Origin of the sequence: Mycobacterium sp. 852002-51613_SCH5001154, from assembly GCF_001667425.1 — a bacterium.
Taxonomy (GTDB): Bacteria; Actinomycetota; Actinomycetes; order Mycobacteriales; family Mycobacteriaceae; genus Mycobacterium.
Map to the genome: position 1 here is coordinate 1 of NZ_LZII01000082.1, position 26,529 is coordinate 26,529.

Sequence of the window (26,529 nt, forward strand, 5' to 3'; positions counted from 1 at the left end):
GCCTGGCCGGGCGTCGTGGTGGACCGTTGGGCGGCCGGGCGGGGGGCTGCCGCCCGGCGGGGACGGAGATACCGCTGCGACCGCAGAGACTCCCGGCGGCAGTCCCGCCTCACGCAGGCCGGGGCCGGTCCCCACCGGAACCACCAGCAGGGTCACCGCGGCGGCGCTGGCCACCGTCGCCGCCGCCAGCGGCAGCAGCGGCACTCGCGCGGGCCGCCAGCGCCGGATGGGTTGCTCGATCAGCCACCACGACGCCGCGGCCAGCACCACCGTCGCGCCGCACCGGGCGGCGAAGAGTGGCAGTCCACTCCAGCCGGTGCGTTCGCCGTTGAGCGCCAGGAAGATCGGCCAGTGCCACAGATAGACGCCGTAGGAGATGGTGCCCAGCCACACCAGGGGTGGTGCGGCCAGGACGCGGGCTACCGGTCCCCGCTGTTCCAGGGCCACCGGCGCCACCACGAGGACGGCGGCGATCGCAACCCCGATGAGCAGCCCGTGGCGGAACTCGCCGCTGCTGCCGGTGGCGTAATGGGTCGCCGCCGCGAGGCCCGCCAGGCCGGCGAGCGGTAGAACGCGCGCGACCCGCCGGGCCCACCGGGTCCGGATCAGGCACCAGCCCCGGTTCAGCGACGGCCAGTCGCGGACCAGCAGGGCCGCCGCCGCGGCGCCGGTCAGCAGCGCCTGCGCGCGGGTGTCGGTGCCGAAATAGACTCGGTCGCGGGTGTCGTCGGACACCATCCCCATGGCGATCGCGGCCGAAGCCAGCGCCCCCACGGTGGCGATGACGAACATGGCGAAGCGGACTCCGCCCACGGTGGCCCGGGTGGAGCGGCGCCTGGCCCGCGCGGCCAGCAGCAGCGTCACCGCGATCAGCAGCACCGGCCACACGAAGTAGTACTGCTCCTCGACCCCGAGCGACCAGGTGTGCTGCAGCGGCGAGGGCGGGGCGCCCTGCGTGAAGTAGTCGGTCTTCTGGGCGACGAACCGCCAGTTCGCCATCCATACGAACGCCGCGATGGCGTCGTCGCGCAGGCCGGTGAGGGACCGATCGGGAAGCAGTTGGCGGGCCGCCGCCACGGTGAGCACCATCAACATCAGGGCCGGCAGCAACCGGCGCGCACGGCGAATCCAGAAGCCGGTCAGCTCAATCCGGCCGGTGCGTCCCAGCTCGTCCAAAAGCAGCGAGGTGATCAGAAACCCGCTGAGCACGAAGAAGACGTCGACGCCGATGAATCCGCCGCTCACCCCGGGGATGCCGCCATGGCCGACCAGCACCAACGCGACCGCTATCGCGCGTAACCCGTCGAGCGCGGGAATGCCGCTGCGCCGCTCCGGCTTGTCCCAGATCGCCAGCCGACCGGCCCTGCGCACGGGAGCGACCCAGCGGGGCTGCCGAGCACGACAGGCCGGCGCGGGATTGGTCCCGCCCGGCTCAGCGCTCGCGGTTAGCGCGCCCTGACCACCATGTCGCCCGGCGCCATAGTTGATGCCGATACGTCGCTGCCCCTCCTCTTGATCGGAGCCAGCTTAAAGGCGACGCGGCCGGATCGACCGGAGACACGCGAAGACCTGCTTCGCTTTTGGCCGGTGTCGCGCGTGCTATACGGGCCCGGCCGGTTTCACGTCGGCGTTCACGTCGACCAGGGCCAGCCCGAGCTCCTCGAGTACCTCTTCGGTATCCGCGCCGAGCTCCGGGGCCGGCCCGGCGACGCGGCCCGGCGTGCGGGAAAACCAGGTCGGCACACCGGGGAACCGCACCGGGCCGTGCTGCGTGTGCACGGTCTCGAAAAAGCCGACGGCGTTGAGGTGCTCGTCGTCGAACAGGGTCGCCGGGCTGGCCAGCGACGCGGCCGGTATCTCGAGTTCGCGGAACAGATCCAGCCACTCCTGCGTCGTCCGCTGCGCCATCGTCTCGGCCAGCAGCGCGTACACGGCGTCGATCTGGCGCGCGCGCCGCTCGAGTGTGGCGTACAGATCGCTCTGCCACGGGGGCCGCACCGCGGCCATGAAGGCGGCCCAATGCTTGTCGTTGTAGATCAGCGCGGCGATGTAGCCGTCACTGGTGCGGTACGGCCGCCGGTTCGGCGCCACCGTCCGCGGATACACCGCGGGGCCCAGGGGCGGATCGAACATGGCGCCGTTGGCGTGTTCGACGAGCATGAACGACGCCATCGTCTCGAACATGCCGACTTCGACCTCTTGTCCCTCACCGGTGCGCTCGCGATGGAACAGCGCCATCATCGTGGCATAGAGCGCGGTGAGGCCGGCGACCTTGTCGGCCATGATCGTTCCGACGTAATTTGGTTCACCCGTCAACTGCTCTTGGACGAACGGCAACCCGCACGCGGCCTGGATGGTGTCGTCGTAGGCGGGCAGGTCCCTGTTGGGGCCGCGCCGGCTGTAGCCGTAGCAGTTGGTGTAGACGATGCCCGGATTGATCGCCGCCACCTCGTCGTAGCTGAACCCCAGCCGAGCAACCGCTTTGGAGCGCATCGAGTGGATGAAAACGTCGGACCGTTCGATGAGCGCGCGCAGGACGGCCTTGCCCGAATCCGACTGCAGGTCGACGGTGATCCCCCGCTTGCCGCGGTTGACATTGACGAAGACGCCACCCATGCCCCGGGCCGGCCCGACCGACACATAACGCGTGTCGTCACCTTGCGGGGGTTCGACCTTGATGACGTCGGCGCCCATGTCTGCCATGATCTGCGTGCAGTAGGGACCCATCACCATCGCCGTCAGGTCGACGACGCGCACGCCCGTGAGCGGGCCGGGCCCGCGGCTAGACATTGCGCACGCCTTCGTTGCGCGCCGCGGTTCCGAAGCTGTAGCGGATGTGCTCGCCGTGACCGTCGGGCACGACGGGAAACACCAGGGGCGCGGCCAGATAGCGGACGGCGTCGATCTGCTCGGCCACGTCCTCGATCGACCATGACGATCGATGCACGCCGGGGGTCTCGGCGATCACCGCGCGGGCCACGCGGCCGGCGATGGCAACCAGGATCTCGCCGGTGACCGGGCAGCTTTCGTGTGCCAGCAAGCCCACCACGGGCGCAACCAGCTCGGTGCCCATCGGCGGATAGGCCGAGATATCCAGTCCCTCGGCCATTCTCGTCACCGCCGACGGCACGATGACGTTGCAGAGCACCCCGTCGACCGCGCCTTCCAGCGCGACGACGTTGGACAGACCGAGCAGGCCCGCCTTGGCGGCGGCATAGTTCGCGACGCCGTGGTTGCCGTACAGGCCGCCGATCGACGAGGTCAACACGATGCGGCCGTAGTGGGCGTCGGACATGAGTGGGAACGCCGGCCGCACGACGTGGAAGGCGCCCCGCAGGTGAACGTCGACGACGGCATCGAAGTCCTCGTAGCTCATCTCCTTCAGGGATCCCCGCCGGACGTTGCCGGCGTTGTGGATCAAGATGTCGATGCGTCCGTAGTTGTCCAGCGCGGCTTGGATGATCGCCTGGCCGCCCTGCGGCGTGATGACCGATTCGGTGCACGCGACCGCGTCGCCGCCCGCGGCCCTGATCTCGCTCACCACGTCGTGCGCGGGACCGGCGTCGGCGCCCGAGCCGGTCAGTGCGCCCCCGGTGTCGTTGACCACGACCTTGGCTCCGCGGGCGGCCAACAGCAGCGCGTACTCGCGGCCCAGCCCCCGGCCGGCGCCGGTCACCACCGCCACCCGATTGTCGAATCTCAGTTGCGCCATTACGATCCCAGCACTAGGCCGTCCAGGTCACCCTTGGCGCGCCATTCGGCCAGCAGGTCACTGAAGGCGTAGAACCCCGGCCCGTACGGTTCGCCGAGGTGGGAGCGGATGCCCTCGCCACCGCCGCCACCTTCGTTGTTGTAATAGCCCGGCGTGCACTCCATGTCGAATTGGCTGTTGTCGATCGCCGTGTCCCTGACCGTCTGGCACCACTGGTCTTGGGCGGCCTCGCTCGGTTCGACGACGGTCGCGCCGCGGGCCAGGGCCTCGGAAATGATGTAGGCGATGTGCTCGCCCTGCAATTCATAGTTGGCGGCGATGTTCGCGGAGATGCCCACCTGGGTGAACCCGGTGAAGAACTGGTTGGGAAAGCCGCGGCTCGTCATCCCGTGCAACGTCTGGTACCCGTCGTGCCAGTAGTCGAAGAGCGACACCCCGTCGCGGCCTTCGATCGCGTCGATGGAATACCGGCGGCTGATCTCGGTCGTGATCTCGAAGCCACTGGCGTAAATGATGCAGTCAACCTCGTACTCAATACCGTTGGCCACCAATCCATTCGCGGTCGCCCGCTCGACGCCCTTGCTGGCCGACACATCGACCAGGGTCACGTTGGGACGGTTGAAGGTCTGCAGGTATTCGTCGTTGGTGGTCGGCCTCTTGCACAGGAACCGGTAGTAGGGCTTGAGCGCTTCGGCGGTCGCGGGGTCCTCGACCAGGCTCTCGACCCTGCGCCGGAGCCGCTCCATCACTTTGAAGTCTTCCTCGTCACGGATGGCCATGAACTGCTCCGGCGTCATGGCGGCCGGATCGGCCAGCGCGAGGACCCGCGCCGCGGTGTTGCGGCCCAGCTCGGTCCAGAAGTCGCAGACCAGATCCGGCTGGCCCAGCGCCATCCCCTCGAATGTCCAGGCATGGAAGTTGCGCTGCCGCTCCTTCTGCCAGCCCGGCTTGAGCGTCTTCACCCACTCCGGATCGGTCGGCGCGTTGTTGCGCGCACCGACGGAAGAGGGCGTGCGCTGAAAGACGTAGAGGTGCTTGGCATGCCGGCCCAGGAACGGCACGATCTGGATGGCCGTCGCCCCGGTGCCCACCACCGCGACGCGTTTGTCGGCGAGCTTGTCCAGCCCACCGGATGTGTCCCCGCCGGTGTACTCGTAGTCCCAGCGCGAGGAGTGGAAGCTGTGGCCCTTGAAGTCGTTGATTCCCGGTATGCCGGGCAGTTTGGGCCGGTGGAACGGCCCCGAGGCCATCACCACGAAGCGCGCCCGGATGTCGTCGCCGCGGTCCGTGCTGATCCGCCAGCGCTTGCCGGGCTCGTCCCAGTGCAGCTCGCGGACCTGGGTGGAGAAGATGGCCGAGTCGTAGAGCCCGTAGTGCTTCCCGATGCGCCGGCAGTGGTCGTAGATCTCGGCACCGTCGGCGAACTTCTTCGACGGAATGAAGTTGAGCTCCTCGAGAAGAGGTACGTAGCAATAGGACTCGTTGTCGCACTGGATGCCCGGGTACCGATTCCAGTACCAGACCCCGCCGAAATCGCCGCCCAGCTCGACGATGCGGACGTCGTCGACGCCGGCCTTCTTCAGGTAGGCGCCACATAGCAGGCCACCGAAGCCGCCGCCGATCACGGCGACGTCGATGTCCGCCGAGATCGGGTCCCGCACCAACGGCGGTGAATGCGGATCGGTTTCGTAATATCCGGCGAAGTCGTCGACGAGTTCGACGTACTGCTTGGATCCCTCCGGGCGCAGCCGCTTCTCGCGCTCCCGGCGGTACTTCTCGCGCAGCGCCTCGAAGTCGACGTCGTCCGGCGTCTGCGATGGCGGGCAATCCGGGTTGGTCATGCCAGGGCGTTCTCCGGTAGGGCCGCGGCGTGCAGGGGTGCGTCCATCTTCTGCACGGCGGGCAGCACCTCCTTGGCGAACAGTTCGGTGCTGGCCATCGCTTCGGCGTAGGGCATGGTGCCGAACTGCGGGACGATCGTGAGCTCCGCGAACGAACACGCCTCCTGGGCGGCCTTGATCCGGTTGAAGATCTCTTCCGGCGTCCCGATCAGCAGGTTGGACGCGTGGTAGCCCGGCGTCTTGGACGGGCCGGCCTTGGCGTCACCGGTGACGGACGACGCGAGGACGGCCGTCGCGGTCGCCTCCCGCGCGGCGTAGGCCTCGTAACCCTTGACGCCCTTAAAGTTTGAGGCGTCGGCGAACCCGTAGTGCACGGTGACGTCGCGGTTGGCCGTCCAGATCCACTCTTCGGATGCCGCGGGGTCTTCGGTGGTGCAGTACATGAACATCACGTTCTTCGGCTGGCAGGGCGGCAGGCCCTCCTCCTTGCGGAACGTGTTGACCTTCTGCACTTCCCGTCCGGCGTCCTCGATCGGCTTGTTGCCGACGAAGAGCGGGACCATGCCGCGGCGGGCCAGGATCTCCAGCGACTCGGCGGTCGAGGACGAGCTGTAGATGCGTGAGAAGAGGTCGCTGCTAAGCGGTTCGGGGCGCAGTGACATCTCGGGGACCTTGAAGATCTCCCCGTCGTAGGAGAATCGCTCACCGGAGAACGCCAGCTGCAGGATGTCAAGGGTCTCGTTGAACCGCTGCCTGCTCTCCTCCCGCGGCACGCCGACGGCGTCGAACTCTCCCTTCGAGACCCCGCGACCGATCCCGATTGTGGTGTAGCGGCCGTTGGAGAGGATGTCGAGGTAGGCGATTTGGTGCGCGAGCCGGACGGGATGCCACCACGGCGCGACGACGACGAAGGTGCCCAGGGCGACCCGCTCGGTGCGGCCGGCGAAATAACTGAGTGCCTGAATGGGGTTGGGCGTCAAGCCATATGGCGTCCCGCAGTGCTCCGGCATCCAGATGCCGTCGAACCCGAGCGGCTCGGCCAGGTCGGCGATCGCCAGCGTCGCCTGGACGCACTCCCAGTCCGGGGTGGCCGGCGGCCGGCTGAAATCTTCGGCGAGCACGCGGTCCCAGTCGTGGGAGTTGTGTGCGCCGAAACCAAGATTGACCTTCATCGTTGTATCTCCGTTGCTAGTTCCTTCGGGGCACCGGTGCCCAGGTACCGGGCGAGGTTGCGGTGCAGGTTGGCGGTGCTGCGTTCCATGTACGGGTTGGGCTTGGGGCCGCGGAAGCCGTACGACTTCATGCCTTGCTGGACGGCGGCCATGTTGGAGAAGTCCTGGGGCAGCACGCTGCGCCAGTTCGGATCATCCGGCGGTGCGTACACCCATTCGGTTTGCGGCTCTTCGCCTTTGGGGTAGAGCTCGTAGCACGAGGCTTCGAAGATGCACTTGTCGGGGTCGTAGCCGAAGGGGCGGGCGCTGTAGCACAGCGCGGTGGTCAGGCCCTGGCCGATCTGGAAGTTCGGGAAGATCTGCCACGCGGTCCCGCTCTTGGCCAGGTGTTCGGGGTCGATGGTCGGCCACTCGACGCCCCGCGCGGCGTCGTCGCGCCGCGCCGACGACAGCCAGTGCTCGAGCACCCGGCCGGCCGGGGTGTCCGCGGGCAGTTCGTCGACCAGCCGGCGCGCCGCCTCCACCAGGGTCCTGGTGGTGGTGGCGTTGGTTTCCTCCAGCGTGTAGACCTGCATCTCGGCCGTCGAAATCCGCGGGTCCGCACCGGTGCCCAGGCGGATCTTCGATTTGGTCTCTTCGAGCTCCTTGGGCGCGTCGTAGCCGATGTTGCTGTGCTTGCCCTGCGCCATCGCCCAGCCGCGGAAGTTGCCGAATTTGTTGAACTGCGGATGAGTGGTGGCGACGTGGTAGGTCTCGTTGAAGGCCTCCATCGCGACCTTCCAATTGCATTCGAAATGCAGCCATTTCCGCCATTTGCAGCGCATGTCCTGCAGGCGGAACGGGTCGAGCATGGTCGCGGCGGGCTCGAGGTAGTCCCGCAACGGCTCGCACGCCGGATCCATGTTGATCCAGACCCAGCCGCCCCAGGTGTCGACGTTGACCGGCGCCAGGTGGGTGTTCTCCGGCGTCAGGGCGCCCTGCCAGTCCTGCCGCTCGGGGACGTGGGTGCAGGCGCCGTCCTGGTCGTAGGTCCACCCGTGAAACCCGCACACGAACGACTTCTTGTGGCCGCAAGCGTTTCTCGCGCCGTCCGGGGTGTCGACCAGCCTGCGGCCGCGGTGCACGCACACATTGTGGTGAGCCTTGAACGTGTCGGATCCGGTGCGGATCACGACGACGGAGTCGTCCAGGATGTCGTAGGTGAGGTAGCTGCCGACCTTGGGCAGGTCTTCCACGCGCCCGACTTGCTGCCACACCTTGCGCCAGAGCTTGTCGCGCTCGGCGCGCAGGTATTCCTCGGAGAGGTAGGCCTCCACCGGGATCGTGACCGGTTCGGTCAGCTCCTCAGGCGCGGCCGCGCCGTTCTGTGTCATCGGGTCCCTCGCTTTCTACCCGTCCCAGCGCGTGATCGCCGCGCGGAATGTTTCGTCCTTGAGGAACACCGAGGTGTTGTCGGCGCCCAGGTGCCCCCACTTGAGGTTCAATCCGCCGTCCACCAGGAGTGTCTGTCCGGTGATGTAGCTCGACAGGTCCGACAGCAGGAAGAGGACCGCGCCGGCCACCTCCGCGGGCCGCCCGCGGCGACCCATCGCGATGGCGCGGCGGTCGCGTTCGGGATCGGAGTCGACATAGGTGCCCGACGCGGGTGTCTCGGTCACGCCCGGCGCCACGGCGTTCACGCGGATCGGGGACGCGCTGTCGGCCAGTTCGAGCGCCATGGTGCGGGTTGCCGCCACGATCGCGGCTTTGGCCGTGCCGTAGGCGATGTGGAACGGCGCCGCGTTCATGCCGCTGATCGACGAGATCGACACGATGGAGCCCGGACGGTCGTGGCCCTTCAGTTCCGCGGCCACCGCCTGACTCATGAAGAACATCGTTTCGAGGTTGCGGGTGAACAGGTCGCGCCAGTCGGCGCGCGTCACCCGGGTCAACGGCATCCACGTCGACGGGTCCGCGCCGCCGGCGACGTTGACCAGCCCGTGCAGTTCACCGTCGGCCCCCCGCACGGCGTCGATCGTTGCGCGCACCCCGTCTTCGGTAGCGGCGTCGGCCGCGACGGGCACGACGGCCAGGCCCTCGGCCTGCAGCGGCCCGAGGTGCCGGTCGAGGTTGTCCTGCCCCCGGCTCACCGCGACTACGGTCGCGCCGGCCTCGGCGACCATGCGGGTGACGATGGTCCCGATGCCACCGCCAGCCGCGCCGGAGACCACGACGATGCGCCCGTCCAGGCTCAGCAGGCCGCCTACCATCGGGTCAACCAATTGTCCGGACAAGATAATGATGTGCACTCATCAGAGAGCATGATTCTCTCGGGTATGGCGGCCCGTCAAGTGCCGGATCGAATCGGACGAAGGCTATTGTCTGGACTATTGGTCGATTGCTAACGTGCGAGCGGTGATGGCCGGATTGTCACAGTCGCAGGGTCGCTTCTCCCCCGAGCGGGCGCCGAGCGTGGCCGATGGCTTCCGTCTCGCCCGCCTGACGCCCCCGAGCCGGCTCTTCGGCGCGAACGGCCTGCGCACCGGCCCGGACGGCCGCATCTACATCGCCCAGGTGACCGGCAGCCAGATCAGCGCCCTCGACCCGGCGACCGGTCGGCTGGACGTCGTCAGCGCCAAGGGCGGCGACATCATCGCGCCCGACGACGTGGCCTTCGACCCGGACGGCAACCTGTTCGCGACCGAGGTCATGGACGGCCGGGTGAGCGTGCGCGATCCGGCGGGCCGCACCCGGGTGCTGCGCGACGACGTGCCGTCGGCCAACGGCATCACGTTTTACCGGGACCGGTTGTTCATCGGCGAATGCCGCGACGGGGGCCGCCTGCTCGAGCTCGACCCGGCGGGCGGCGCGGCGCGGGTGCTGCTGGAGAACGCGCCGTCGCCCAACGCGATGGAGGTCGGGCCCGACGGCATGCTGTATTTCCCGCTGATGGGGGCCAACGAGATCTGGCGCATCGACCCCGGCGGCGGCGACCCCGAGCGGGTGGCCGGTGACCTGGGTGTCCCCGACGCGGTGAAGTTCGATTCCCGCGGGCGCATCGTGTCGACGCAGGTGCACAGCGGCCAGGTGCTGCGCATCGATCCAAGCAACGGCGACCGGACCGTGCTGGCCACGCTCAATCCCGGACTGGACAACCTGACGTTCCTCGGTGAGCGGTTGTTCGCCTCGAACTTCACCGGCGAGATCACCGAGATCCTCGGCGACGGCCGTACCCAGACCGTCCTGCCGGGCGGGCTGAATTGGCCGCTGGACCTGGCGGTCGGTTCCGACGGCAATCTCTACATCGCCGATGGGACGTACTTTTATGCGCTCCTCTCCGACGGTTCGTTGCGAACCGCCGGAATGCTTTTCAGCCCGGGCTATCCGGGCTTCCTGCGCGGGATTGCCGCCGTGGCCGACGGCGAGTTCGTCGTCACGACATCCAACGGGCAGGTGGCCCGCTATCGACCGGCCGGCGGCGAAAGCCAGGTGCTGGCAGAGGGTTTCGATCAGCTCTACGGGGTTGCGGTCGCCCCGGGTGGTGCCGTGCTGACGGCGGAACTGGGCGCGGGACGGGTGCTGTCCATCCGGTCGGGCGCGGTCGAGGTGGTCGCGACCGGGCTCAGCGAACCGGTTGGGGTGGCCATCGCCCCCGATGGGGGATGCCTGGTCTCCGAGGCGGGCGCCGGGCGAGTGGCCCGACTGGGCGGCGCGGGCGGCACGGTATGCGACGGCCTGCAGCGGCCCCAGGGCATCCTGGTGCGCGACGGGCAGCTGTACGTCGTGGACGCGGGCGCCAAGCAGTTGGTCGCCGTCGACCTGGACACCGGCGCGCGCCGCACCATCGCGTCGGGCCTGCCGGTGGGTGCGCCGCCCGGCGTGACGCCCAAGCCGCTGCGTGGCATGCCGCCCTTCTCCGGGCCGCAGGGCCCGTTCGCCGGTATCGCCGCCGGTCCGGACGGCACGCTGTACATCTCGGCGGACGCCGACGGCAGCGTGCTGGCATTGCGGCGGGAATCCTGAAGGGGCGAGATGACCGAAACCAGAGTCGTCGACCACCGGTACCTGCAGGTCGCCCGCACGTTGCGGAAAGAGATCGTGGAAGGCGTCTATCCGGTGGGCTCGCAATTACCGACCGAACACGAACTGTGTGAGCGATTCGCGGTGAGCCGCTACACCATTCGGGAGGCGCTGCGGCGCCTGCGCGAGGACAACCTGGTGTCGTCGCGCCCACGAACCGGAACCCTCGTGGTGCCGCGGCCGTCGGCCGACTCCTACGTCCAGCACGTCATGTCGATCAACGACCTGCTGGCGTTCGCGACGGACACCCGATTCGCCATCGAATCGGTCGCCATGGTCACCATCGACGACGAACTGTCCGCCCGGACCGGGCTGACGACCGGCGAACAATGGCTGACCGTGCGCGGCTTCCGGCGAACCGTCACCAGCGACTCTCCCGGGTCCGCGCTCTGCCGCACCGAGTACTACATCAACCGCGCGTTCGCCGGCGTCGGCCGGTTCCTGCAGCGTCACGAGGGCCCCATCTTCCCGCTCATCGAAGACCTGTTCGGCCTCAGCGTCGTCGAGGTCCAGCAGGAGATCGCCGCAGTGGTCATCTCCCCGGACCTGGCGGCCGGGCTCGAGATCGATTCGGGCACACCGGCATTGCAGGTGCAACGGACGTACACGACCTCCGACGGGCGGGTCGCCCAGGTCACCATCAACACCCATCCCGCATCGCGCTTCCGGCACTCGATGACGATGCGGCGGGTTCGTGGCTAAGCTGCCGCAATGGCATCCACCCGGAAGCTGATCGGCGGGCGGCGGGTTCGGTGGGACGACGAACGCGCCGCCGAGGCCTACGCGCGCGGTTGGTGGGTCCCCGGCACGCTGGCCGACGCGCTGCGCGAGGCCGCCGAGCGCACGCCGCAGCGGGTGGCGCTGGTCGACGGGGACCGGCGGCTGGACTGTGTGAGCCTGTACCGACAGGCAACGGCGCTGGCGCACGCGCTGCACGCGCGGATCCCGCCGGGCAGCGTGGTTTCCTTCATGCTGCCCAACTGGCACGAGGCCGCGGTGATCTACCTAGGCAGCACGCTGGCGGGGCTGGTGGCCAACCCCATCCTGCCGTCCATGCGCGACCGCGAACTCCGGTTCGTCCTGGAAGACGCCGACAGCCGAATGATCTTTGCCCCAGCGCAGTTCGGGCATCACGACTATGCGGCGATGCTGGGCCGGGTGACCGCGCAACTGGAGTCACCGCCCGAGGTCGTGCTCGTGCGGGGTGGCCCGGATGGGCATGGCGTCCCCTACGAATCGCTGCTCGAGGAGCGGCCCTCACGCGCGCCGTTGCCCACGCTGCATCCCGATGCCGTCCGCATGATCCTCTACACGTCGGGCACCACGGGACGTCCGAAAGGTGTTCTGCACAGCCACAACTCGATCCACGCGCTGATCCGTCAGCTCGGTGAGCACTGGCTCGTCGAGCCGGGCGACGCGTTCCTGGTGCCGTCGCCGATCGCGCACATCGGCGGTTCCATCTACGCGTTCGAATGCCCGCTGCTGCTGGGCACGACCGCGGTATTGATGGACCGGTGGGACGGCGACGACGCCGTCGCACTCATGCAGGCCGAGCGGTGCACACACATGGCGGGAGCGACACCCTTCCTGGAACACATGCTGGCCGCCGCGGAGCGCGCCGGCACCCGGCTCCCGGATCTGAAGCTGTTCGTCTGTGGCGGCGCGTCGGTGGCGCCCGCGCTGATCCGCAGGGCCGCGGCCTTTTTCGAGTCGGCGATCGTCACCCGGGTGTACGGGTCGACGGAAGTCCCGGTCACCACGATCGGGTCGGTGCGGGACATCGATCACGCCGCCGACACCGACGGTCGCGTCGGCCTGGCCGAGGTCAAGCTGGTCGACGGGGAGATCCGCGCGCGAGGGCCGCAGATGCTGACCGGCTACCACCACCTCGAAGACGAAGCGGACGCCTTCGACGAGGAGGGCTTCTTCCGCACCGGAGATTTGGCGCGATGGCTCGACGACGACTACCTGGTCGTCACCGGGCGCGCTAAGGACATCATCATCCGCAACGGTGAGAACATCTCGCCGAAGGAAGTCGAGGACATCCTCGCCGGCCACCCCGGCATCGCGGAGATCGCCGTCGTCGGGCTGCCCGACGACCGGACCGGGGAACGGGCCTGCGCCGTCGTGGTGCCCGCGGGCGGCCCCGGCCTCGATGTGGCCAGCCTGCGCGGCTTCCTGGAAGAGTCGGGGCTGGCGCGGTTCAAAGCCCCTGAGCAGCTGGTGCTTTGGGATGTGCTGCCCAAGAACGACGCGGGGAAGATATTGAAGCACCGGATCAAGGCGGCGCTCATAGAGGCGGAGCAGTGACATGCAGGTAGCGATGGTGACGGGGGCGAGCGGCGGCATCGGCTTCGGCTGCGCGGCCAAGCTCGCCGAGGCGGGCATGGCGGTCATGGCGACCGGGAGAAGCGACGAGAAGCTCGCCGGGCTGGCGCGCCATATCGGCGACCCCGACCGGGTGGCGACGGTGGCCGTCGATCTCACCGACGACGATGCACCCAAGCGGATCACCGACGCCGCCCTAAACAGGTGGGGCCACATCGACTTTCTGGTCAACATCGCCGGGATTGGCAGCCCCAAGCCGGTGCACGAGACGGACGATGAATCGCTGGACCATTTCCTCGGATTGATGTTGCGGGCCCCGTTCCGCCTCATCCGGGAGGTGTTGCCGCACATGCCTCCCGGGTCGGCGATCATCAACGTCACGTCGACCTTCGCCGTGGTCGGCGGCCTGCGCGGCGGAGCGTATTCGGCGGCCAAGGGCGGCCTCACGGCGCTGACCACCCACATCGCCTGCCAGTACGGGGCGCAGGGGATACGTTGTAATGCAGTGGCGCCCGGGGTGATTCAGACGCCGATGACCGAGCATCGCCTGCACGACGAGCGGTTCCGGCGGATAAACGCCGAGATGACACCGCATCAGCGCCTGGGCACGGTCGACGACGTGGCAAGCACGGTGGCGTTCCTGTGCTCGCCCGGTGGGGCCTTCATCAACGGCCAGACGATCGTCGTCGACGGCGGGTGGAGTTCGACGAAGTATCTGTCGGAGTCGGCGCTGACGTCGGAGTGGAAGCCGCGCTGATCATCATGTCTCGAAGTGCCGGCGGATGCCGGCCAGCATCTCGATGTGCGCCTTGACGGCCTCGCGTGTCGTCATCGGGGCGAGCAGCCGGGGCGCCGCTATCCGGATTCGCTCGGTGACACGGGTGCCCGCCGCGATCGGTTCGAAGCTCACCGTCCCGCGCAGGTGAACCCCCGGGGACTGGTCGGCCTCGGTCAGCACCGCGCCCACCGCCGGCACCCGCAGCCGGGCCCGGTAGGTGATGGTCACCCTGAATGGCCCCAACGGAATCCGGTCCCGAACCCGATAGCTGTGCACGACACCGTCCGCGGTCTCGGTGCGCGACAGCGTCTCCACGGACACGATCAGCGGGTGGACGAGCTTGATGTTGTCCAGGTCCACGTAGAAGTCACGAACTTCGCCCGGCGGCGCGGGCACGTCCTCGGTCAGCGTGCGCTCGGCGTGGGCGACCCACCAGCTCATGCGGAGAACTCTGCGAGCAATTCCGCCGTGCGCCACCAGATCAGCACGGCGAACGCCGCCAGCACCACGATCGTCACCGCGGCCTGAACCGCGTTGCGCCGCTGTGGTGGCGGGTAGACGTAGGCCGCGGCGACCAGCCCGCCCGTGACCAATCCGCCCACGTGCGCCTGCCAGCTGATGCGTTGCGAACTGATAAGCGGGACAACGAAAGTGAAGACCAGGTTGATCGCGATGACCGCGACCGCCCAGCGGACGTCGACGGCCAGCCGTTTGCCCACCACGAAGGTGGCACCGAAGAGACCGAAGATCGCCCCGGAGGCACCCTCCGTGGCCGTGTCGAGCGGCGACACCAGGTAGACCAGCACCGAGCCGCCCAACCCACCGAGCGCGTAGAGCGCGCCGAAACGCAATCGGCCCAGCCACATTTCGAGCGGCGGCCCCACCACATAGAGCGCCCACATGTTGAACAGCAGGTGCGTCGCCCCGTAGTGCAAGAACGCCGACGTCACCAGGCGGTAGAACTGGCCGTCGGCGACCGCCGGCGGCCAGAGCGCGAGCTGCCTTTCCAGCTGCCCCGACGCCATCTGCAGCACGAACGCCGCCACGTTGATCGCGATCAGGGCGTACGTGAGCACCGGCGTGGCCGACCGCTGCCGCCCGCCGAAGCGGGTCCGCGGCTGCCGGATGGTGCGGGCGCCCGCCCGGACGCACTCCACGCACTGCTGACCGACGGCTGCTTCCCGCATGCAGTCCCCGCAGATGTAGCGCTCACAACGGTTGCAGCGGACGTACGTCGGCCGGCCGGGGTGCCGATAGCAACTGGGGGCCGCGGGCGGCGAATCCGGTGGGCTGGGTGCGCTCATCGCCCCATTCTCGCCCGCGCCGACTGGCCGGGCGCCGCGCTTTGGCAAACCTGTTGCGCGGCCGGCCGGTCACCTACTGTGTTGTGGGTGGAGGCGAGGTGAGCGAGCAGGGTGTAGTCGAGCGCTACCTGGACTGCCTGGCCGCACACGACTGGGACGGCCTTGCCACGACGATCGGCGACGAAGGCCTGACCCGCGAGGGCCCGTTCTGCGACGTCGTCGAGGGCAAGCAGCACTACGTCGCCTACCTACGTAAGGTCCTCACCAACTTGGACGGTCATCGGCTGGACGTGCAGCGGGTTTCACACGTGAGCACCCGCTTGTCCTATGTCGAGCTGACCGAGTCGTTCGTGATCGACGGCGTCCCCAAGCGGTGGCCGGAATGCATCCTGTTCGAGCGGGGCGACGACGGGCTGATCTCACGCGTCAGTGTGTTCTTCAAGCAGCCCGGGGGCGCAGGCTGATCGGGAAACTATTCCCTCGCCCGCGAAATTGACCTAGCGTGTGATGGGTGGAATCAAACGGAAGCCCGGAATTGGTGCCCGTCGAAACATTGCACTCAGGTGATCCCATCATGGATTGCGGTCAGCGGTACATAGTCCTCGAATCGAAGGCCGTCGGCGACAGCTGCGTGGTCCTCGAGCTCGAGTCCAGGGTGGACCACCAGCTGCAGGTCATCGAGAAGTCGTTCCCAGCCGGGTACCACGTCAACAGGGCGAACCACCGAATTTTATAGCCGGATTTACTCAGCCGAATAGTGCGCGAGTAGCCGTTGGACGGCTACGCGCATTCGTGTTATTCGGGCCGGAAACGCGAATTGCGGTCTGCCGGATTTAGCCGCTCCGCGCGGGCCGGGGGTCATTGGGATTGTCCGGATCGGGATCCCCGAACCACCGCGACGGCGCGCGCTCCCCGTATGCGTCGTGCCATTCCCACCACTCGTACGGCGCGCTTTGCGGGTAGCCCGTTGGCGAGTCCTCCCAGTTCTCCTGGCGTCCGAGCGCGGTCATGTCGAGGTAACTCCAGGTGTTGCCCATCACCTCGTCGCCGCGGTTGTTTATGAAATAGGTCCGGAACACGCGGTCACCGTCGTGGATGAAGGCGTTGGTGCCGTGCCATTCGTCCACGCCGAAGTCGGCATCGAAATCGTCGGTGAGCGTGTACCACGGCATGTGCCAACCCATCCGCGCCTTCAGCCGCGCGATCTCGGCCTGCGGTGCCCGCGACGCGAACACCAGGGTGGTGTCGCGAGCGTTCAGATGGGCGAGGTGCCCCACGTGGTCGGCCATCATCGAGCAGCCGCGGCAGGCATGGTCGGGCCAGCCGTCCACGCCCGGCTCGAAGAATGCGCGATAGACGATCAGCTGACGCCGGCCCCCGAAGAGGCCCAGCAGGCTGATCCTGCCCTCGGCCCCCTCGAACGCGTAGTCCTTGTCGACGGCCAGCCAGGGCATCCGCCGGCGGGCCGCCGCCAGGGCGTCGTGGGCCCGCAGCACTTCCTTCTCCTTCACCAACAGTTGTTCGCGTGCGGCCGCCCAGTCCCGTGCCGACACGATGGGGGGTGTGTTCATTGCGTTGTCCTCCTTGGGTTTCGGGGGTCAGGCCACTGCCGACAGGCCGGTCGACGTGAGCAGATACGCGTCCCCGCCGCCACGGCCGTCGGCGGCGATCGAAAGGACGGATTGGCCCACCTGTTCCGCGCTGAGCGCGGGCCCGCCGGCCTGCACGAACGACTCGACGTCGACCCCTTGCCGTTCGGCGTACGCCGCGACGGCTTTGGCGCCGAGGTCGGTGACCGGGGTCAACCGCGGCAGGACGGACACGAACCGGATCCCCAAGCCGGACCGCTCCGATTCGACGGCGGCGTAGCCGGCAATGAACCTGACCGTGGCCTTCGCCCCCGCGTACCCCCCGCTCAGTGGTGACCCGGCCACGGCGGCGCCGCTGGACACGGCGATCACCGAACTGCCCGGCGCGAGCGGCCGTCGCAACGCGTAGCGGATCCAGTGAAACGCCTGCGCGACATCCACATTCCAGTTCTGGCTGAAGCTGTGCCAGCTCTGGTCCTGCAGTGGGCTCATCCGCGGCGTCGCCCCGGCGCACAGGACCAGTGTGCGCGGCCGGTACTCGTCGATCAGCCGCTGCGCCGTCGCCGGGTCGGCGGCGTCGGCGACCACCGGGACGAAGCCGCCGCCGAGCGCGCCGCGCACCTCGTCGAGGCCGGATGCGTTGCGCGCAACGCCGACCACGTGGGCGCCGGCCACCGCCAGGGCGCCGGCGATGGCGCGGCCGAATCCGCGGCTCGCCCCGGTCACGATCGCCGTGGTACCGGCCAGCCCATCGGTTGTCAGTGGCTCGTTCATGTTCTTCCTCGCTCTCATGGAATGTGCGTCCACTAGTTGAGAGACGTCGCAGCACCGGAATTCATCGCCCGCGGACCGATGAATTTCCCCGGTCCGCCGTCTCTGTACTGGAGTAGCGTTCGGTCGCAGCCGAGACAGGAGAGGCCATGCCGGCGAAAGAGGACTTCATCGCGCAGGCGGCGCCGTTTCGGGCCGAGCTGATCGCGCACTGTTACCGCATGCTCGGGTCGGTGCACGACGCCGAGGACCTGGTGCAGGAGACCTATCTCAACGGCTGGCGCGGCTACCAGGCGTTCGAGGAACGCGCTGCGTTGCGAACGTGGCTGTATCGGATCGCGACGACCGCCTGTCTGCGGGCGCTGCAGAACCGCGCGCGCCGCGTGCTGCCGGCCGGATTGGGTGACGGAACGACCGACCCGGACGCCGGCCTCGACGCGGTCGGTGGTGCACACGAGTGGCTGGAGCCCATTCCCGACTCGCTGATGTTCACCCCGGAGGACAACGTCACCGCGCGGGAAAGCCTGCGGCTGGCCGTGATGACGGCCCTGCAGGAGCTCCCGGCCCGCCAGCGAGCGGTGCTCATCCTGCGCGACGTCGTGCAGTTCAGTGCCGCCGAGGTTGCCGAGCTGCTGGAAACGACACCGGCCGCCGTCAACAGCTCGCTGCAGCGGGCGCGGGCCCGGCTCGCCGAGCTCTCCCCCACCGAGGAAAGCCTGTCCGAACCCGACGACGCCGGGCGCCGTGAACTCCTCGACCGCTATTGCGCGGCATTCGAAAACGCGGACATGGCCGCCCTCACCGCGTTGCTGCAGGCGGAGGTGAAACTCGAAATGCCGCCTCTCCCCGTGTGGTTCGCCGGTCGCGACGCGGTGCTGCGGTTCCTGGCCGCGCGCGCTTTCGCCAAGGCCGGTGATATCGCGATGATCCCGACGGCCGCGAACGCGCAACCCGCGGTCGCCGAATACCGCCGCGGTCCCGACGGGACCATGCGGGCCCATTCCATCCACGTCCTCACCGCGGACGCCACCGGCATCGCCACCATCACCGTCTTCCTGGACCCCGGCCTGTTCAGCAGGTTTGGTTTTCCGGCGAGCCGGTAACCTGTCGGCAGGGGAAGCGACAACACCACCGGTCAGCGAAGGAAGGCACGACCCCACCGGCGTCACCGCTGTCGTCGCACGTCCACCGTTGCAAATGTGGACAGGCCCCCAACCCCCCAGGATCATTAGGCGCGGTAGAGGTAGTCGAAGGGTGACCGAGTGAGGATTCCGGGCGTTGGCAGCGTCGTCGCCGGCATGACCGACGGGGCCGCGCAGGTGGTGCGCGCCGGCGTGGCCACCGCGACCGGGGCGGCGGGCGCGCTGCAGGCGTTGACCAACCCGGTCGCCGAACTCGCGGTCCCGGTCGTGCAGTCGATGGCCCAGACGACGGGCCGGGCCGTCGGATTGACCGGTTCCACCAACGGTTCCGGGCCCAGCGTCACCCCGCCGGTCCGGTGGCAGAGCGGGCGGCGCGTGCATCTGGACCTGGACCCGTTGCTGCCGTTCCCGGGCTGGCACGAGCACGCGCCGGCGGTCGAGGAGCCGGTTCGCCGGATTCCGGGAGTGGCCTCGGCGCACGTCGAGGGCGCCCTCGGGCGGCTGGTGGTCGAATTCGAGAACGAACCCGATGGCGATGCCGTGCTGGACCGGGTTCGCGAGACGATCTGCCGCGTCGCGGCGGACTTGACCCTCGTCGCCCCCAAGGAGGCATCCCGGACCGCGCCGTTCGCCGACCCCGGAAACCCGTTGGCGATCCTGGTCCCGTTCAGCGCCGCGGCCATGGACGTGGCGGCCATCGGAGCCGCGGTGACGGGCTGGCTGGGCCGCCTCCCCGTCGCGCCGCGAAGCGCACGCGCCGCCGCCGCGCTGCTGAACCATCAGCCGCGGGTGGTTGCCGTGCTGGAGTCGCGGCTGGGTCGCGTCGGCACCGACATCGCCCTCAGCGCGTCGACCGCACTGGCCAACGGGCTGACGCAGGCAGTCGGCACCCCGCTGCTGGACCTGGCACAACGAAGCTTGCAGGTCTCCGAGGCCGCGGCGCACCGTCAGCGCTGGCGGGACCGCGAACCGGAGCTGGCCTCACCTAACCGGCCGCAGGCCCCGGTGGTTCCGATCATCTCCTCGGCCGGCCCCAAATCGCAAGCGCCCCGGCACAATTGGGCCGCTGCCGCAGCGGGGGAAGCTTCCCACGTGGTGGTGGGCGGGGCCATCGATGCCGCGATCGACACCGCGAAGGGCTCAATGGCCGGGCCGGTGGAGGAGTACGCCGACCAGGCCGCCAACGCCTCGCTGGTGGCCGCGGCGGGTGCGCTGCTGGCCGGCGGCGGCACCGAGGACGCGGCCGGCGCGCTGCTGGCCGGCGTGCCCCGGGCCGCACACACGGGCCGGCAGTCGTTCGCCGCCGTCCTGGGCCGCGGACTGGCCAACACCGGGCAGCTGTTTCTCGACCCAGGCGCCTTGCGGCGCCTCGACCGGGTCAAGGTGGTCGTGGTCGACGGCGCCGCACTGCGTGGCGACAACCGCGCCGTGCTACAGGCCCGCGGCGACATACCCGGGTGGGACGAGGACCGCGTCTACGAGGTCGCCGACGCGCTGCTGCACGGTGAGGAAGCCCCCGAACCGGACCCGGACGAGTTGCCCGCCACCGGCGCCCGGCTGCGGTGGGCCCGGGCCCAAGGGTCGTCGGCGACGCCGGCGCAGGGCCTCGAACACGCCGATCTCGTGGTCGACGGCGAGCGGGTCGGCAGCGTCGACGTCGGGTGGGAGGTCGACCCGTTCGCCATCCCGCTGCTGCAGATCGCGCACCGGACGGGCGCCCGGGTGGTGCTACGCCACGTCGCCGGCACCGAGGACCTGGCCGCCAGCGTCGCCGTGAGCCACCCGCCGGGCACGCCGCTGCTGCAGTTGGTGCGCGACCTGCGCACGGATCGCGGGCCCGTGCTGCTCATCACCGCGCTGCACCGTGACTTCGCGTCCACCGACACATTGGCCGCGCTGGCCATCGCCGACGTCGGGGTGGCGCTGGACGACCCGCAGGCGGCGACGCCGTGGACGGCGGACATCATCACGGGCACGGACCTCGCCGCGGCGGTGCGCATCTTGTCGGCGCTGCCGGTGGCCCGGGCGGCGACCGAGTCCGCGGTGCGCCTCGCGAAGGGCGGCAGCACGCTGGCGGGGCTGCTGCTGGTCACCGGCGACCCACGCACGCTGAGCCCCTTCGCCGTGCAGCGCTGGCTCAACCCGGTCAACGCCGCCGCGGCGGCCGCGCTGATGCAGGGCACCTTCGCGGCCTCCCGGGTGCTTCGGCTGCCCGACCCGACACCGCAGCCGCTGACCGCCTGGCACGCCCTCGATCCGGAGATCGTCTATGCCCGGCTGGCCAGCCGCACCCGGCCCCTGGCCGTCGAACCCGGCGCCGCGCCCTGGCGACAACTCCTCGACGACCTGTCCTACAACCCGCTGGTCGCGCCGCTGCGCGGGCCGGCCAGCCGGGTGGGCCGACTGCTGACCGCGACGCGGGCCGAGTTGTCCGATCCGCTGACGCCCATCCTGGCCGTGGGGGCGGCCGCCTCGGCGATCGTCGGCAGCAGCGTCGACGCGCTGCTGGTGGCGGGCGTGATGACCGCCAACGCCGTCGCCGGCGGGGTGCAGCGGTTGCGGGCCGAGGCCGCCGTCGCCGAGCTGTTCGCCGAGCAGGATCAATCCGCGCGGCGCGTGGTGCTCCCCGCGGTGGCCACGGCGCACCGCCGGCTGGAGGCGGCCCGCACCGTCGAACGGACGGTCTCGGTGAACGCGAAGTCGCTGCGCCCCGGCGACATCATCGACCTGGCCGCCCCCGAGGTGGTCCCGGCGGACGCCCGCCTGCTGGTCGCCGAGGACCTAGAAGTCGACGAGTCCTTCCTCACCGGCGAGTCGCTGCCGGTGGACAAGCAGGTCGAGCCCGTGGCCGTCGCCGACTCCGACCGCGCCAGCATGCTGTTCGAAGGCAGCACCATCGTCGCCGGGCACGCCCGCGCGATCGTGGTGGCGACGGGTGCGGGCACCGCCGCCCAGCGCGCGATTTCGGCGATCGCCGACGTCGAGTCCGCGGCCGGGGTGCAGGCGCGATTGCGCGAGTTGACCAGCAAGGTCCTGCCGCTGACCCTGGCCGGCGGCGCGACGGTGACCGCGTTGGCGCTGCTACATCAAGGAACGTTGCGTCAGGCGGTCGCCGACGGGGTGGCCATCGCCGTGGCCGCCGTCCCCGAGGGCCTGCCCCTGGTGGCCACCCTGGCCCAGCTGGCCGCCGCCCAGCGGCTGTCGCGGCGCGGGGTTCTGGTCCGTACGCCGCGGGCGGTCGAAGCGCTGGGCCGGGTCGAGACGGTGTGCTTCGACAAGACCGGCACGCTCACCGAGAACCGCCTGCGCGTCGTCCGCGGCGTCCCGCACGGGGCCGACGCGGACACTCCTTTCCCCGACGTGACCGACCCAGCGTCCGCCGCGGTGGTGCGGGCCGCCGCGCGCAGCAGCACGCAGCCCCACAACGGGGGCGGCCACGCGCACGCGACCGACGAGGCGATCCTCACCGCGGCGAATTCCATTGACCGCCAGTGGGCCTCGGGTTGGACCGTGCTCGCGGATGTACCGTTCGAATCCAGCCGCGGTTACTCCGCCGCGATCGGCACGGCCGGCGGGAACGGCGGCCCGATGCTCATGGTCAAGGGCGCGCCGGAAGAAGTTCTTCCGCGCTGCCGCTTCGCCGATGCGGACGCCGACCTCGACCGCGCGGAGTCGTTGGTGTTGCGCCTTGCCGAGCAGGGCCTGCGGGTGCTGGCGGTGGCTCAGCGCCCGTGGGAGCACGGGACCGGCGAGGAGGACACCGACGCCGACGCCGTCGACGCCGCCGCGCACGACCTCGAGTTGGTCGGCTACGTCGGTTTGGCGGACACCGCGCGGGCGTCGGCGCGGCCGCTGATCGAAGCGCTGGTGGAAGCCGGCCGGCGGGTGGTGCTGATCACCGGCGACCACCCGGTGACCGCGCGGGCGATCGCCCGGCAACTGGGCCTGCCGGCGGACGCGCGTGAGATGACGGGCGCCGAACTCGTCGCGTTCGGCGAGGAGGATCGCGCCAAGGTCGCCGCCGACGTCCAGGTCTTTGCCCGCGTCAGCCCGGAGCAGAAGGTGCAGATCGTCGCGGCGCTCCAGGACAGCGGGCAGGCGGTCGCGATGGTCGGCGACGGGGCCAACGATGCCGCCGCGATCCGGATGGCCGATGTGGGCATCGGCGTGAGCGGTCGCGGCTCGTCCGCCGCGCGCGGGGCCGCCGACATCGTGCTGACCGACAACGATTTGGGCGTGCTGCTCGACGCGCTGGTCGAGGGGCGCGGGATGTGGGGTGGCGTGCGGGACGCGGTGGGCATCCTGGTCGGCGGCAACGTCGGCGAGGTGCTGTTCACCCTCATCGGCACCGCCCTGGGCACCGGCCGGGCGCCGGTGGGCACCCGCCAGCTGCTGCTGGTGAACCTGCTCACCGACATGTTCCCCGCGCTTGCGGTCGCGGTCACCCCGCAGTTCTCCGAGCCGGAGGAGGCCGAGGAGGGGGCCGACCGCGACGCCGAGGAATTGCACCGCGCCTTCCAGTTGGCCACGCTGTCGGGGCCCCCGCCCTCCCTGGACGCACCGCTGATGCGGCAGATCGTCACCCGCGGCGCCATCACGGCAGCGGGTGCGACGGCGGCCTGGGCCATCGGTCGCTGGACACCGGGCACCGAACGCCGCACGTCGACAATGGGACTCACCGCGCTGGTGACCACGCAGCTCGCGCAGACCCTGCTGACCCGCCGCCACAGCCCGCTGGTGCTGGGCACGGCGCTGGGGAGCGCGGGCGTGCTGGTCGCCATCGTCCAAACCCCCGGCGTCAGCCACTTCTTCGGTTGCACGCCGCTGGGCCCGGTCGCCTGGACCGGCGTCATCAGCGCCACCGCGGGCGCCACCGTCGTCTCGGTGCTGGCGCCCAACTGGCTGGCCAAGCAGGTCGCCGCCCTGGAACCCAAGCCGCAGTGAGTGTGTCGCGCGCCTAGCCGGACAGCTCCCTGCGCACGACCTTGCCCGCCGGATTGCGCGGGATGCTGGTGACCACGTTGATGTCTCGGGGCTGCTCGAATCGCGAGACTTTGCCCTTGAGGTACTCCCGCAACTCCGCCTCATCGGTGCCAATGTCCGGGTGCAGCACCACGAACGCGGCCAATCGATGACCGAACTTCTCGTCGGGAACACCGATGACCGCGTTGTCGGCGATCGCCGGATGCTGAGCGAGGGCGTTTTCGACGGCCCGCGGATAGACGTTCTCACCGCCGGAGATGATCATGTCGTCTTCGCGGCCGACGATGTACAGGCGGCCCGCGTTGTCGAGGTAGCCCATGTCGCCGGTGCTGGTCATGCCGTCGACGACGGCCTTCGCGCCGGGCTTGTCGCCGCCGCCGGTATACCCCTCGCTGGCCAGTTCGCCGCCCACGAAGATGCGGCCGGTAACGCGCGCACCGACCTGCTTGCCGTTCTTGTCGAGGATGCGCACCGGGCAGCCGGCGACCGGTTTCCCGACGGTCTCGGGCGCCTCGCGTAGCTCCGCGGGAGTGGCCAGCGCGCCGATGCCGACCTCGGTGGAGCCGTAGCCGTTGTAGAGGATGTCGCCGTAAGCGTCCATGAACCGCTGCCCCAAAGTGGGGTCGAGCCGGTCCCCACTCGACATCACGACCCGCAGGTAGGGCACGGGGTTGCGGGCCCGCACCCGCTCCGGCAGGGCGAGGATGCGCGCCAGCACCACCGGTACCGCCGTGAACGCGTCGGCGCGATGCAGCGACGCCTGCGCGAGCGCGGCTTCGGCGTCGAAGTGGCGGTGGGTGAGTACCGTGCCGCCCAGGGCCACGGTGAGCATCAGCATGCCCAGTCCCAGCCCGTGAAACATGGGCATCGCCACCGAGATTCGCGACCCGGTGCGCAGGCCGGTGCGGTCCAGGATCGTCACCCACACGCCCACCGCGGACCGCAGCTGCGGTGAGCGCGGCACCCCTTTGGGCGTGCCGGTGGTGCCCGACGTCAACAAAATGATCCGGCCCGGCTTGGCCACGTCGGGCCGCGGCTCATTCTCCTGGGCGGCGATCGTGGCCGGGTCGATCACGACGACCGATCCGTCGGCGGCCAGGGCGCGCTCGCCGAATTCGGCGTCGGCGACCATCGCGGTGATCCGGTGACCGCTCACCGCGGAGGCCAGGGCGTCGCTGCGAAAGTCCGTATTGACCAGGACCACGTCGGCGCCCACCAGCGCGGCGCCGAAGACGCCGGTGATGAAACCGCGGCCGTTGCGGCACATGATGCCCACCGCGTCGCCGGGCCCGACACCCTCGCGCGACAACCTGCGTGCCAGCGATTCGGTCGCCGACTGCAACTGCCGGTAATCCCAGACGCCGTCGTCGTCGACGATCGCGGCCCGGTTGGGCCATCGAGTCGCGGTCACCGCCAGCAGGGTGTACGGGTTGGTGCCGCCCCGGCGTGCCTCCCGGATCAGCCGCAGGGCCGCCAGCGGCGACGGCGGAGCGAGCAGTCGCGACCGCACCAGCGCCCGGGCCGCGGTGCCGACCACACCCTCGTCGCTCATCGCCGGGCCTCGCTGGAATCCGAGAAGAACCGCCGGTACCACAGCCGGGCCGCGCGTTCGGCCGGCCCGGCCAACAGCACCGAGGCCAACTCGGCCGGCAACACCCACGGCGGCTCGTTGGTGCGGGGCCGCTCGATGATCGCTTTGGCGATCGCGTCGGCGGCCTGGTCGGCCGACAACCCGGGGAGCCGCCCCAGGATGGGCGTGGGTGCGATCATCCGGGTCCGGACCAGCGCGAAGTAGACGGAGGTGACCTCCACACCATCGGCGTGCAATTCCGGGGCCACGCTGCGCAGCCACCGGTCGAAAGCCCCCTTCGACGCCTGGTATGCGCCCCACTGCGGCCCCGGCACGACGCGCACGCCGACACTGGAGACGTTCACGATGTGCCCGCGCCCGCTTTCGCGCATGGCCGGCAGGAGTCCCAGCAGCAGCCGGATGGGCCCGAGATAGTTGATGTCGATGGTGCGCTGAAAATCGTGCGGCCGGTCGTATTGGTGGTGCAGCGAGCGGCGCAACGACTTGCCGGCATTGCTGACCAGGATGTCGATCGCGCCGTGCTGCTCGGTGATCTCCTTGGTCAGCGCGCTGACGGCGGCCTCGTCGGTGAGGTCGGTCGGGTATGCGATCGCGCGACCGCCGGCGGCGTTGATCGACGCCGCCAGGTCGCCGAGCCGTTCCTCGGACCGGGCGACCACCAGCGCGGTGGCCCCGGCGGCGGCCAGCCTGCGCGCAGTCGCCTCGCCGATGCCGTATGAGGCGCCGGTGACCAGCACGGTCTTGCCGGCGACGGCGCGGCGCAGCTTGTCGGCATCCGACTCCCGGGCCGGATTGGCCACGTGGTCCGTGACCTTATTGAGGGCCTGCACTATCACGTTCAACTTTGCCGCCGCATTCACTCGGGCCGCGTGTCGAGCATCGGCGATGGCTTCACCGTGCGCCCGACTCGTCACAGTTAGCAGACCACATCGCGATCCGGGCCCGAGCCCCGCCCCGGCGTTGTCGCTCCGGTCGAGCCGGGCGCCGGATCGCCGGCCGCCGCGGCGCCGGATGGGGCGCCCGCGCAAGCGATCTCAGCCCGCAAAGCCCGAGGAAACCGGGGTTGTGTGAATTCGCAGTAATTTCCATGCTTTCACCTGTTTAGCCGAGGGGTCGACTGGGCACAATTGCGGCATGATCGCACGTCAAATAGCCCGTTTTGTATGTCCAGCAGTAGTTGCCGCATCCGGCCTCGGCGCGTCGGCGCTCGCCGGTTCGGTCATCCCCTCCGCGGCCGCCCAGTGTCCGGACGTGCAGGT

The 26,529-nt window shown here is 69.7% G+C and carries 20 protein-coding genes and 2 pseudogenes; 9 read left to right on the plus strand and 13 right to left on the minus strand.

Annotation, left to right across the window (positions count from 1 at the left end):
• The 7 genes from A5750_RS21700 to A5750_RS21730 all read right to left on the minus strand — a co-directional run.
• On the minus strand, window positions 1-1,371 hold a 1,371-nt coding region (locus tag A5750_RS21700; RefSeq protein WP_067265604.1), incomplete at its 3' end, for an acyltransferase.
• Window positions 1,372-1,599: 228 nt separating this feature from the next.
• The gene (locus tag A5750_RS21705; RefSeq protein ID WP_066946507.1) at window positions 1,600-2,790 is read right to left on the minus strand and encodes a CaiB/BaiF CoA-transferase family protein; all 1,191 of its coding nucleotides are present in this window, start codon (window positions 2,788-2,790) and stop codon (window positions 1,600-1,602) included.
• On the minus strand, window positions 2,783-3,712 hold the full coding sequence (locus A5750_RS21710; protein ID WP_066946502.1) for an SDR family NAD(P)-dependent oxidoreductase: 930 nt from the start codon (window positions 3,710-3,712) through the stop codon (window positions 2,783-2,785). The genes A5750_RS21705 and A5750_RS21710 overlap by 8 nt, the downstream gene beginning before the upstream one ends.
• On the minus strand, window positions 3,712-5,553 hold the full coding sequence (locus A5750_RS21715; RefSeq protein ID WP_067265606.1) for an NAD(P)/FAD-dependent oxidoreductase: 1,842 nt from the start codon (window positions 5,551-5,553) through the stop codon (window positions 3,712-3,714). The genes A5750_RS21710 and A5750_RS21715 overlap by 1 nt, the downstream gene beginning before the upstream one ends.
• Window positions 5,550-6,725, minus strand: coding sequence for an LLM class flavin-dependent oxidoreductase (locus A5750_RS21720; RefSeq protein WP_067265608.1), 1,176 nt, complete (start codon window positions 6,723-6,725; stop codon window positions 5,550-5,552). Before A5750_RS21720 ends, A5750_RS21715 begins: the two co-directional genes overlap by 4 nt.
• Window positions 6,722-8,098, minus strand: coding sequence for an SRPBCC family protein (locus A5750_RS21725; RefSeq protein WP_067265611.1), 1,377 nt, complete (start codon window positions 8,096-8,098; stop codon window positions 6,722-6,724). Before A5750_RS21725 ends, A5750_RS21720 begins: the two co-directional genes overlap by 4 nt.
• A 15-nt stretch (window positions 8,099-8,113) precedes the next feature.
• Entirely contained in the window at window positions 8,114-8,974 is an 861-nt protein-coding gene (locus A5750_RS21730; RefSeq protein ID WP_066946488.1) for an SDR family NAD(P)-dependent oxidoreductase, read from the minus strand.
• A 148-nt stretch (window positions 8,975-9,122) separates the two neighbouring features.
• Between A5750_RS21730 and A5750_RS21735 the strand changes: the two genes are divergently transcribed.
• Genes A5750_RS21735 through A5750_RS21750 form a run of 4 tightly spaced genes read left to right on the plus strand, consistent with a single transcriptional unit; the run spans window position 9,123 to window position 13,869 of the window.
• Entirely contained in the window at window positions 9,123-10,727 is a 1,605-nt protein-coding gene (locus A5750_RS21735; protein ID WP_067265614.1) for an SMP-30/gluconolactonase/LRE family protein, read from the plus strand.
• A 9-nt stretch (window positions 10,728-10,736) separates the two neighbouring features.
• The gene (locus A5750_RS21740) at window positions 10,737-11,486 is read left to right on the plus strand and encodes a GntR family transcriptional regulator (RefSeq protein WP_066946482.1); all 750 of its coding nucleotides are present in this window, start codon (window positions 10,737-10,739) and stop codon (window positions 11,484-11,486) included.
• Window positions 11,487-11,495: 9 nt separating this feature from the next.
• On the plus strand, window positions 11,496-13,094 hold the full coding sequence (locus A5750_RS21745; RefSeq protein ID WP_067265619.1) for an AMP-binding protein: 1,599 nt from the start codon (window positions 11,496-11,498) through the stop codon (window positions 13,092-13,094).
• 1 nt (window position 13,095) lies between these two features.
• The gene (locus A5750_RS21750; protein ID WP_067265623.1) at window positions 13,096-13,869 is read left to right on the plus strand and encodes an SDR family NAD(P)-dependent oxidoreductase; all 774 of its coding nucleotides are present in this window, start codon (window positions 13,096-13,098) and stop codon (window positions 13,867-13,869) included.
• A gap of 3 nt (window positions 13,870-13,872) precedes the next feature.
• On the opposite strand, the gene A5750_RS21755 is transcribed toward A5750_RS21750, so the two are convergent.
• Entirely contained in the window at window positions 13,873-14,331 is a 459-nt protein-coding gene (locus A5750_RS21755) for an SRPBCC family protein (RefSeq protein ID WP_067265625.1), read from the minus strand.
• On the minus strand, window positions 14,328-15,194 hold the full coding sequence (locus A5750_RS21760) for a rhomboid family intramembrane serine protease (protein ID WP_082948263.1): 867 nt from the start codon (window positions 15,192-15,194) through the stop codon (window positions 14,328-14,330). Before A5750_RS21760 ends, A5750_RS21755 begins: the two co-directional genes overlap by 4 nt.
• Window positions 15,195-15,292: 98 nt before the next feature.
• Between A5750_RS21760 and A5750_RS21765 the strand changes: the two genes are divergently transcribed.
• Window positions 15,293-15,658, plus strand: coding sequence for a nuclear transport factor 2 family protein (locus tag A5750_RS21765; protein ID WP_197505497.1), 366 nt, complete (start codon window positions 15,293-15,295; stop codon window positions 15,656-15,658).
• A 47-nt stretch (window positions 15,659-15,705) separates the two neighbouring features.
• Complete coding sequence (locus A5750_RS26450) at window positions 15,706-15,930, plus strand: hypothetical protein (RefSeq protein ID WP_007167137.1); 225 nt, start codon at window positions 15,706-15,708, stop codon at window positions 15,928-15,930.
• A gap of 97 nt (window positions 15,931-16,027) precedes the next feature.
• Here A5750_RS26450 and A5750_RS21775 read toward each other — a convergent pair whose 3' ends face one another.
• Complete coding sequence (locus A5750_RS21775) at window positions 16,028-16,765, minus strand: DUF899 domain-containing protein (protein WP_067265632.1); 738 nt, start codon at window positions 16,763-16,765, stop codon at window positions 16,028-16,030.
• Between the two features lie 27 nt (window positions 16,766-16,792).
• Complete coding sequence (locus A5750_RS21780) at window positions 16,793-17,557, minus strand: SDR family NAD(P)-dependent oxidoreductase (protein ID WP_067265635.1); 765 nt, start codon at window positions 17,555-17,557, stop codon at window positions 16,793-16,795.
• Window positions 17,558-17,676: 119 nt separating this feature from the next.
• On the opposite strand from A5750_RS21780, the pseudogene A5750_RS21785 reads away from it, so the two are divergent.
• Window positions 17,677-18,657 (plus strand): annotated as a pseudogene (locus A5750_RS21785) (sigma-70 family RNA polymerase sigma factor); the annotation flags it as partial.
• 159 nt (window positions 18,658-18,816) lie between these two features.
• The gene (locus tag A5750_RS21790; RefSeq protein ID WP_067265638.1) at window positions 18,817-23,640 is read left to right on the plus strand and encodes a cation-translocating P-type ATPase; all 4,824 of its coding nucleotides are present in this window, start codon (window positions 18,817-18,819) and stop codon (window positions 23,638-23,640) included.
• Between the two features lie 13 nt (window positions 23,641-23,653).
• Here the strand turns inward: A5750_RS21790 and A5750_RS21795 are convergent, their stop codons facing one another.
• Window positions 23,654-25,231, minus strand: a complete 1,578-nt coding sequence (locus A5750_RS21795) for an AMP-binding protein (protein ID WP_066946453.1) — start codon at window positions 25,229-25,231, stop codon at window positions 23,654-23,656.
• Complete coding sequence (locus A5750_RS21800) at window positions 25,228-26,112, minus strand: SDR family NAD(P)-dependent oxidoreductase (protein ID WP_066946511.1); 885 nt, start codon at window positions 26,110-26,112, stop codon at window positions 25,228-25,230. Before A5750_RS21800 ends, A5750_RS21795 begins: the two co-directional genes overlap by 4 nt.
• Before the next feature lie 292 nt (window positions 26,113-26,404).
• Here A5750_RS21800 and A5750_RS26455 point away from each other — a divergent pair.
• A pseudogene (locus A5750_RS26455) lies at window positions 26,405-26,529 on the plus strand (cutinase family protein); the annotation flags it as partial.

Coding starts and splice junctions, on each gene's coding strand:
- A5750_RS21705 (WP_066946507.1), bottom strand. CDS start 2,790: ATGTCTAGCCGCGGGCCCGGCCCGCTCACGGGCGTGCGCGTCGTCGAC.
- A5750_RS21710 (WP_066946502.1), bottom strand. CDS start 3,712: ATGGCGCAACTGAGATTCGACAATCGGGTGGCGGTGGTGACCGGCGCC.
- A5750_RS21715 (WP_067265606.1), bottom strand. CDS start 5,553: ATGACCAACCCGGATTGCCCGCCATCGCAGACGCCGGACGACGTCGAC.
- A5750_RS21720 (WP_067265608.1), bottom strand. CDS start 6,725: ATGAAGGTCAATCTTGGTTTCGGCGCACACAACTCCCACGACTGGGAC.
- A5750_RS21725 (WP_067265611.1), bottom strand. CDS start 8,098: ATGACACAGAACGGCGCGGCCGCGCCTGAGGAGCTGACCGAACCGGTC.
- A5750_RS21730 (WP_066946488.1), bottom strand. CDS start 8,974: ATGGTAGGCGGCCTGCTGAGCCTGGACGGGCGCATCGTCGTGGTCTCC.
- A5750_RS21735 (WP_067265614.1), top strand. CDS start 9,123: ATGGCCGGATTGTCACAGTCGCAGGGTCGCTTCTCCCCCGAGCGGGCG.
- A5750_RS21740 (WP_066946482.1), top strand. CDS start 10,737: ATGACCGAAACCAGAGTCGTCGACCACCGGTACCTGCAGGTCGCCCGC.
- A5750_RS21745 (WP_067265619.1), top strand. CDS start 11,496: ATGGCATCCACCCGGAAGCTGATCGGCGGGCGGCGGGTTCGGTGGGAC.
- A5750_RS21750 (WP_067265623.1), top strand. CDS start 13,096: ATGCAGGTAGCGATGGTGACGGGGGCGAGCGGCGGCATCGGCTTCGGC.
- A5750_RS21755 (WP_067265625.1), bottom strand. CDS start 14,331: ATGAGCTGGTGGGTCGCCCACGCCGAGCGCACGCTGACCGAGGACGTG.
- A5750_RS21760 (WP_082948263.1), bottom strand. CDS start 15,194: ATGAGCGCACCCAGCCCACCGGATTCGCCGCCCGCGGCCCCCAGTTGC.
- A5750_RS21775 (WP_067265632.1), bottom strand. CDS start 16,765: ATGAACACACCCCCCATCGTGTCGGCACGGGACTGGGCGGCCGCACGC.
- A5750_RS21780 (WP_067265635.1), bottom strand. CDS start 17,557: ATGAACGAGCCACTGACAACCGATGGGCTGGCCGGTACCACGGCGATC.
- A5750_RS21795 (WP_066946453.1), bottom strand. CDS start 25,231: ATGAGCGACGAGGGTGTGGTCGGCACCGCGGCCCGGGCGCTGGTGCGG.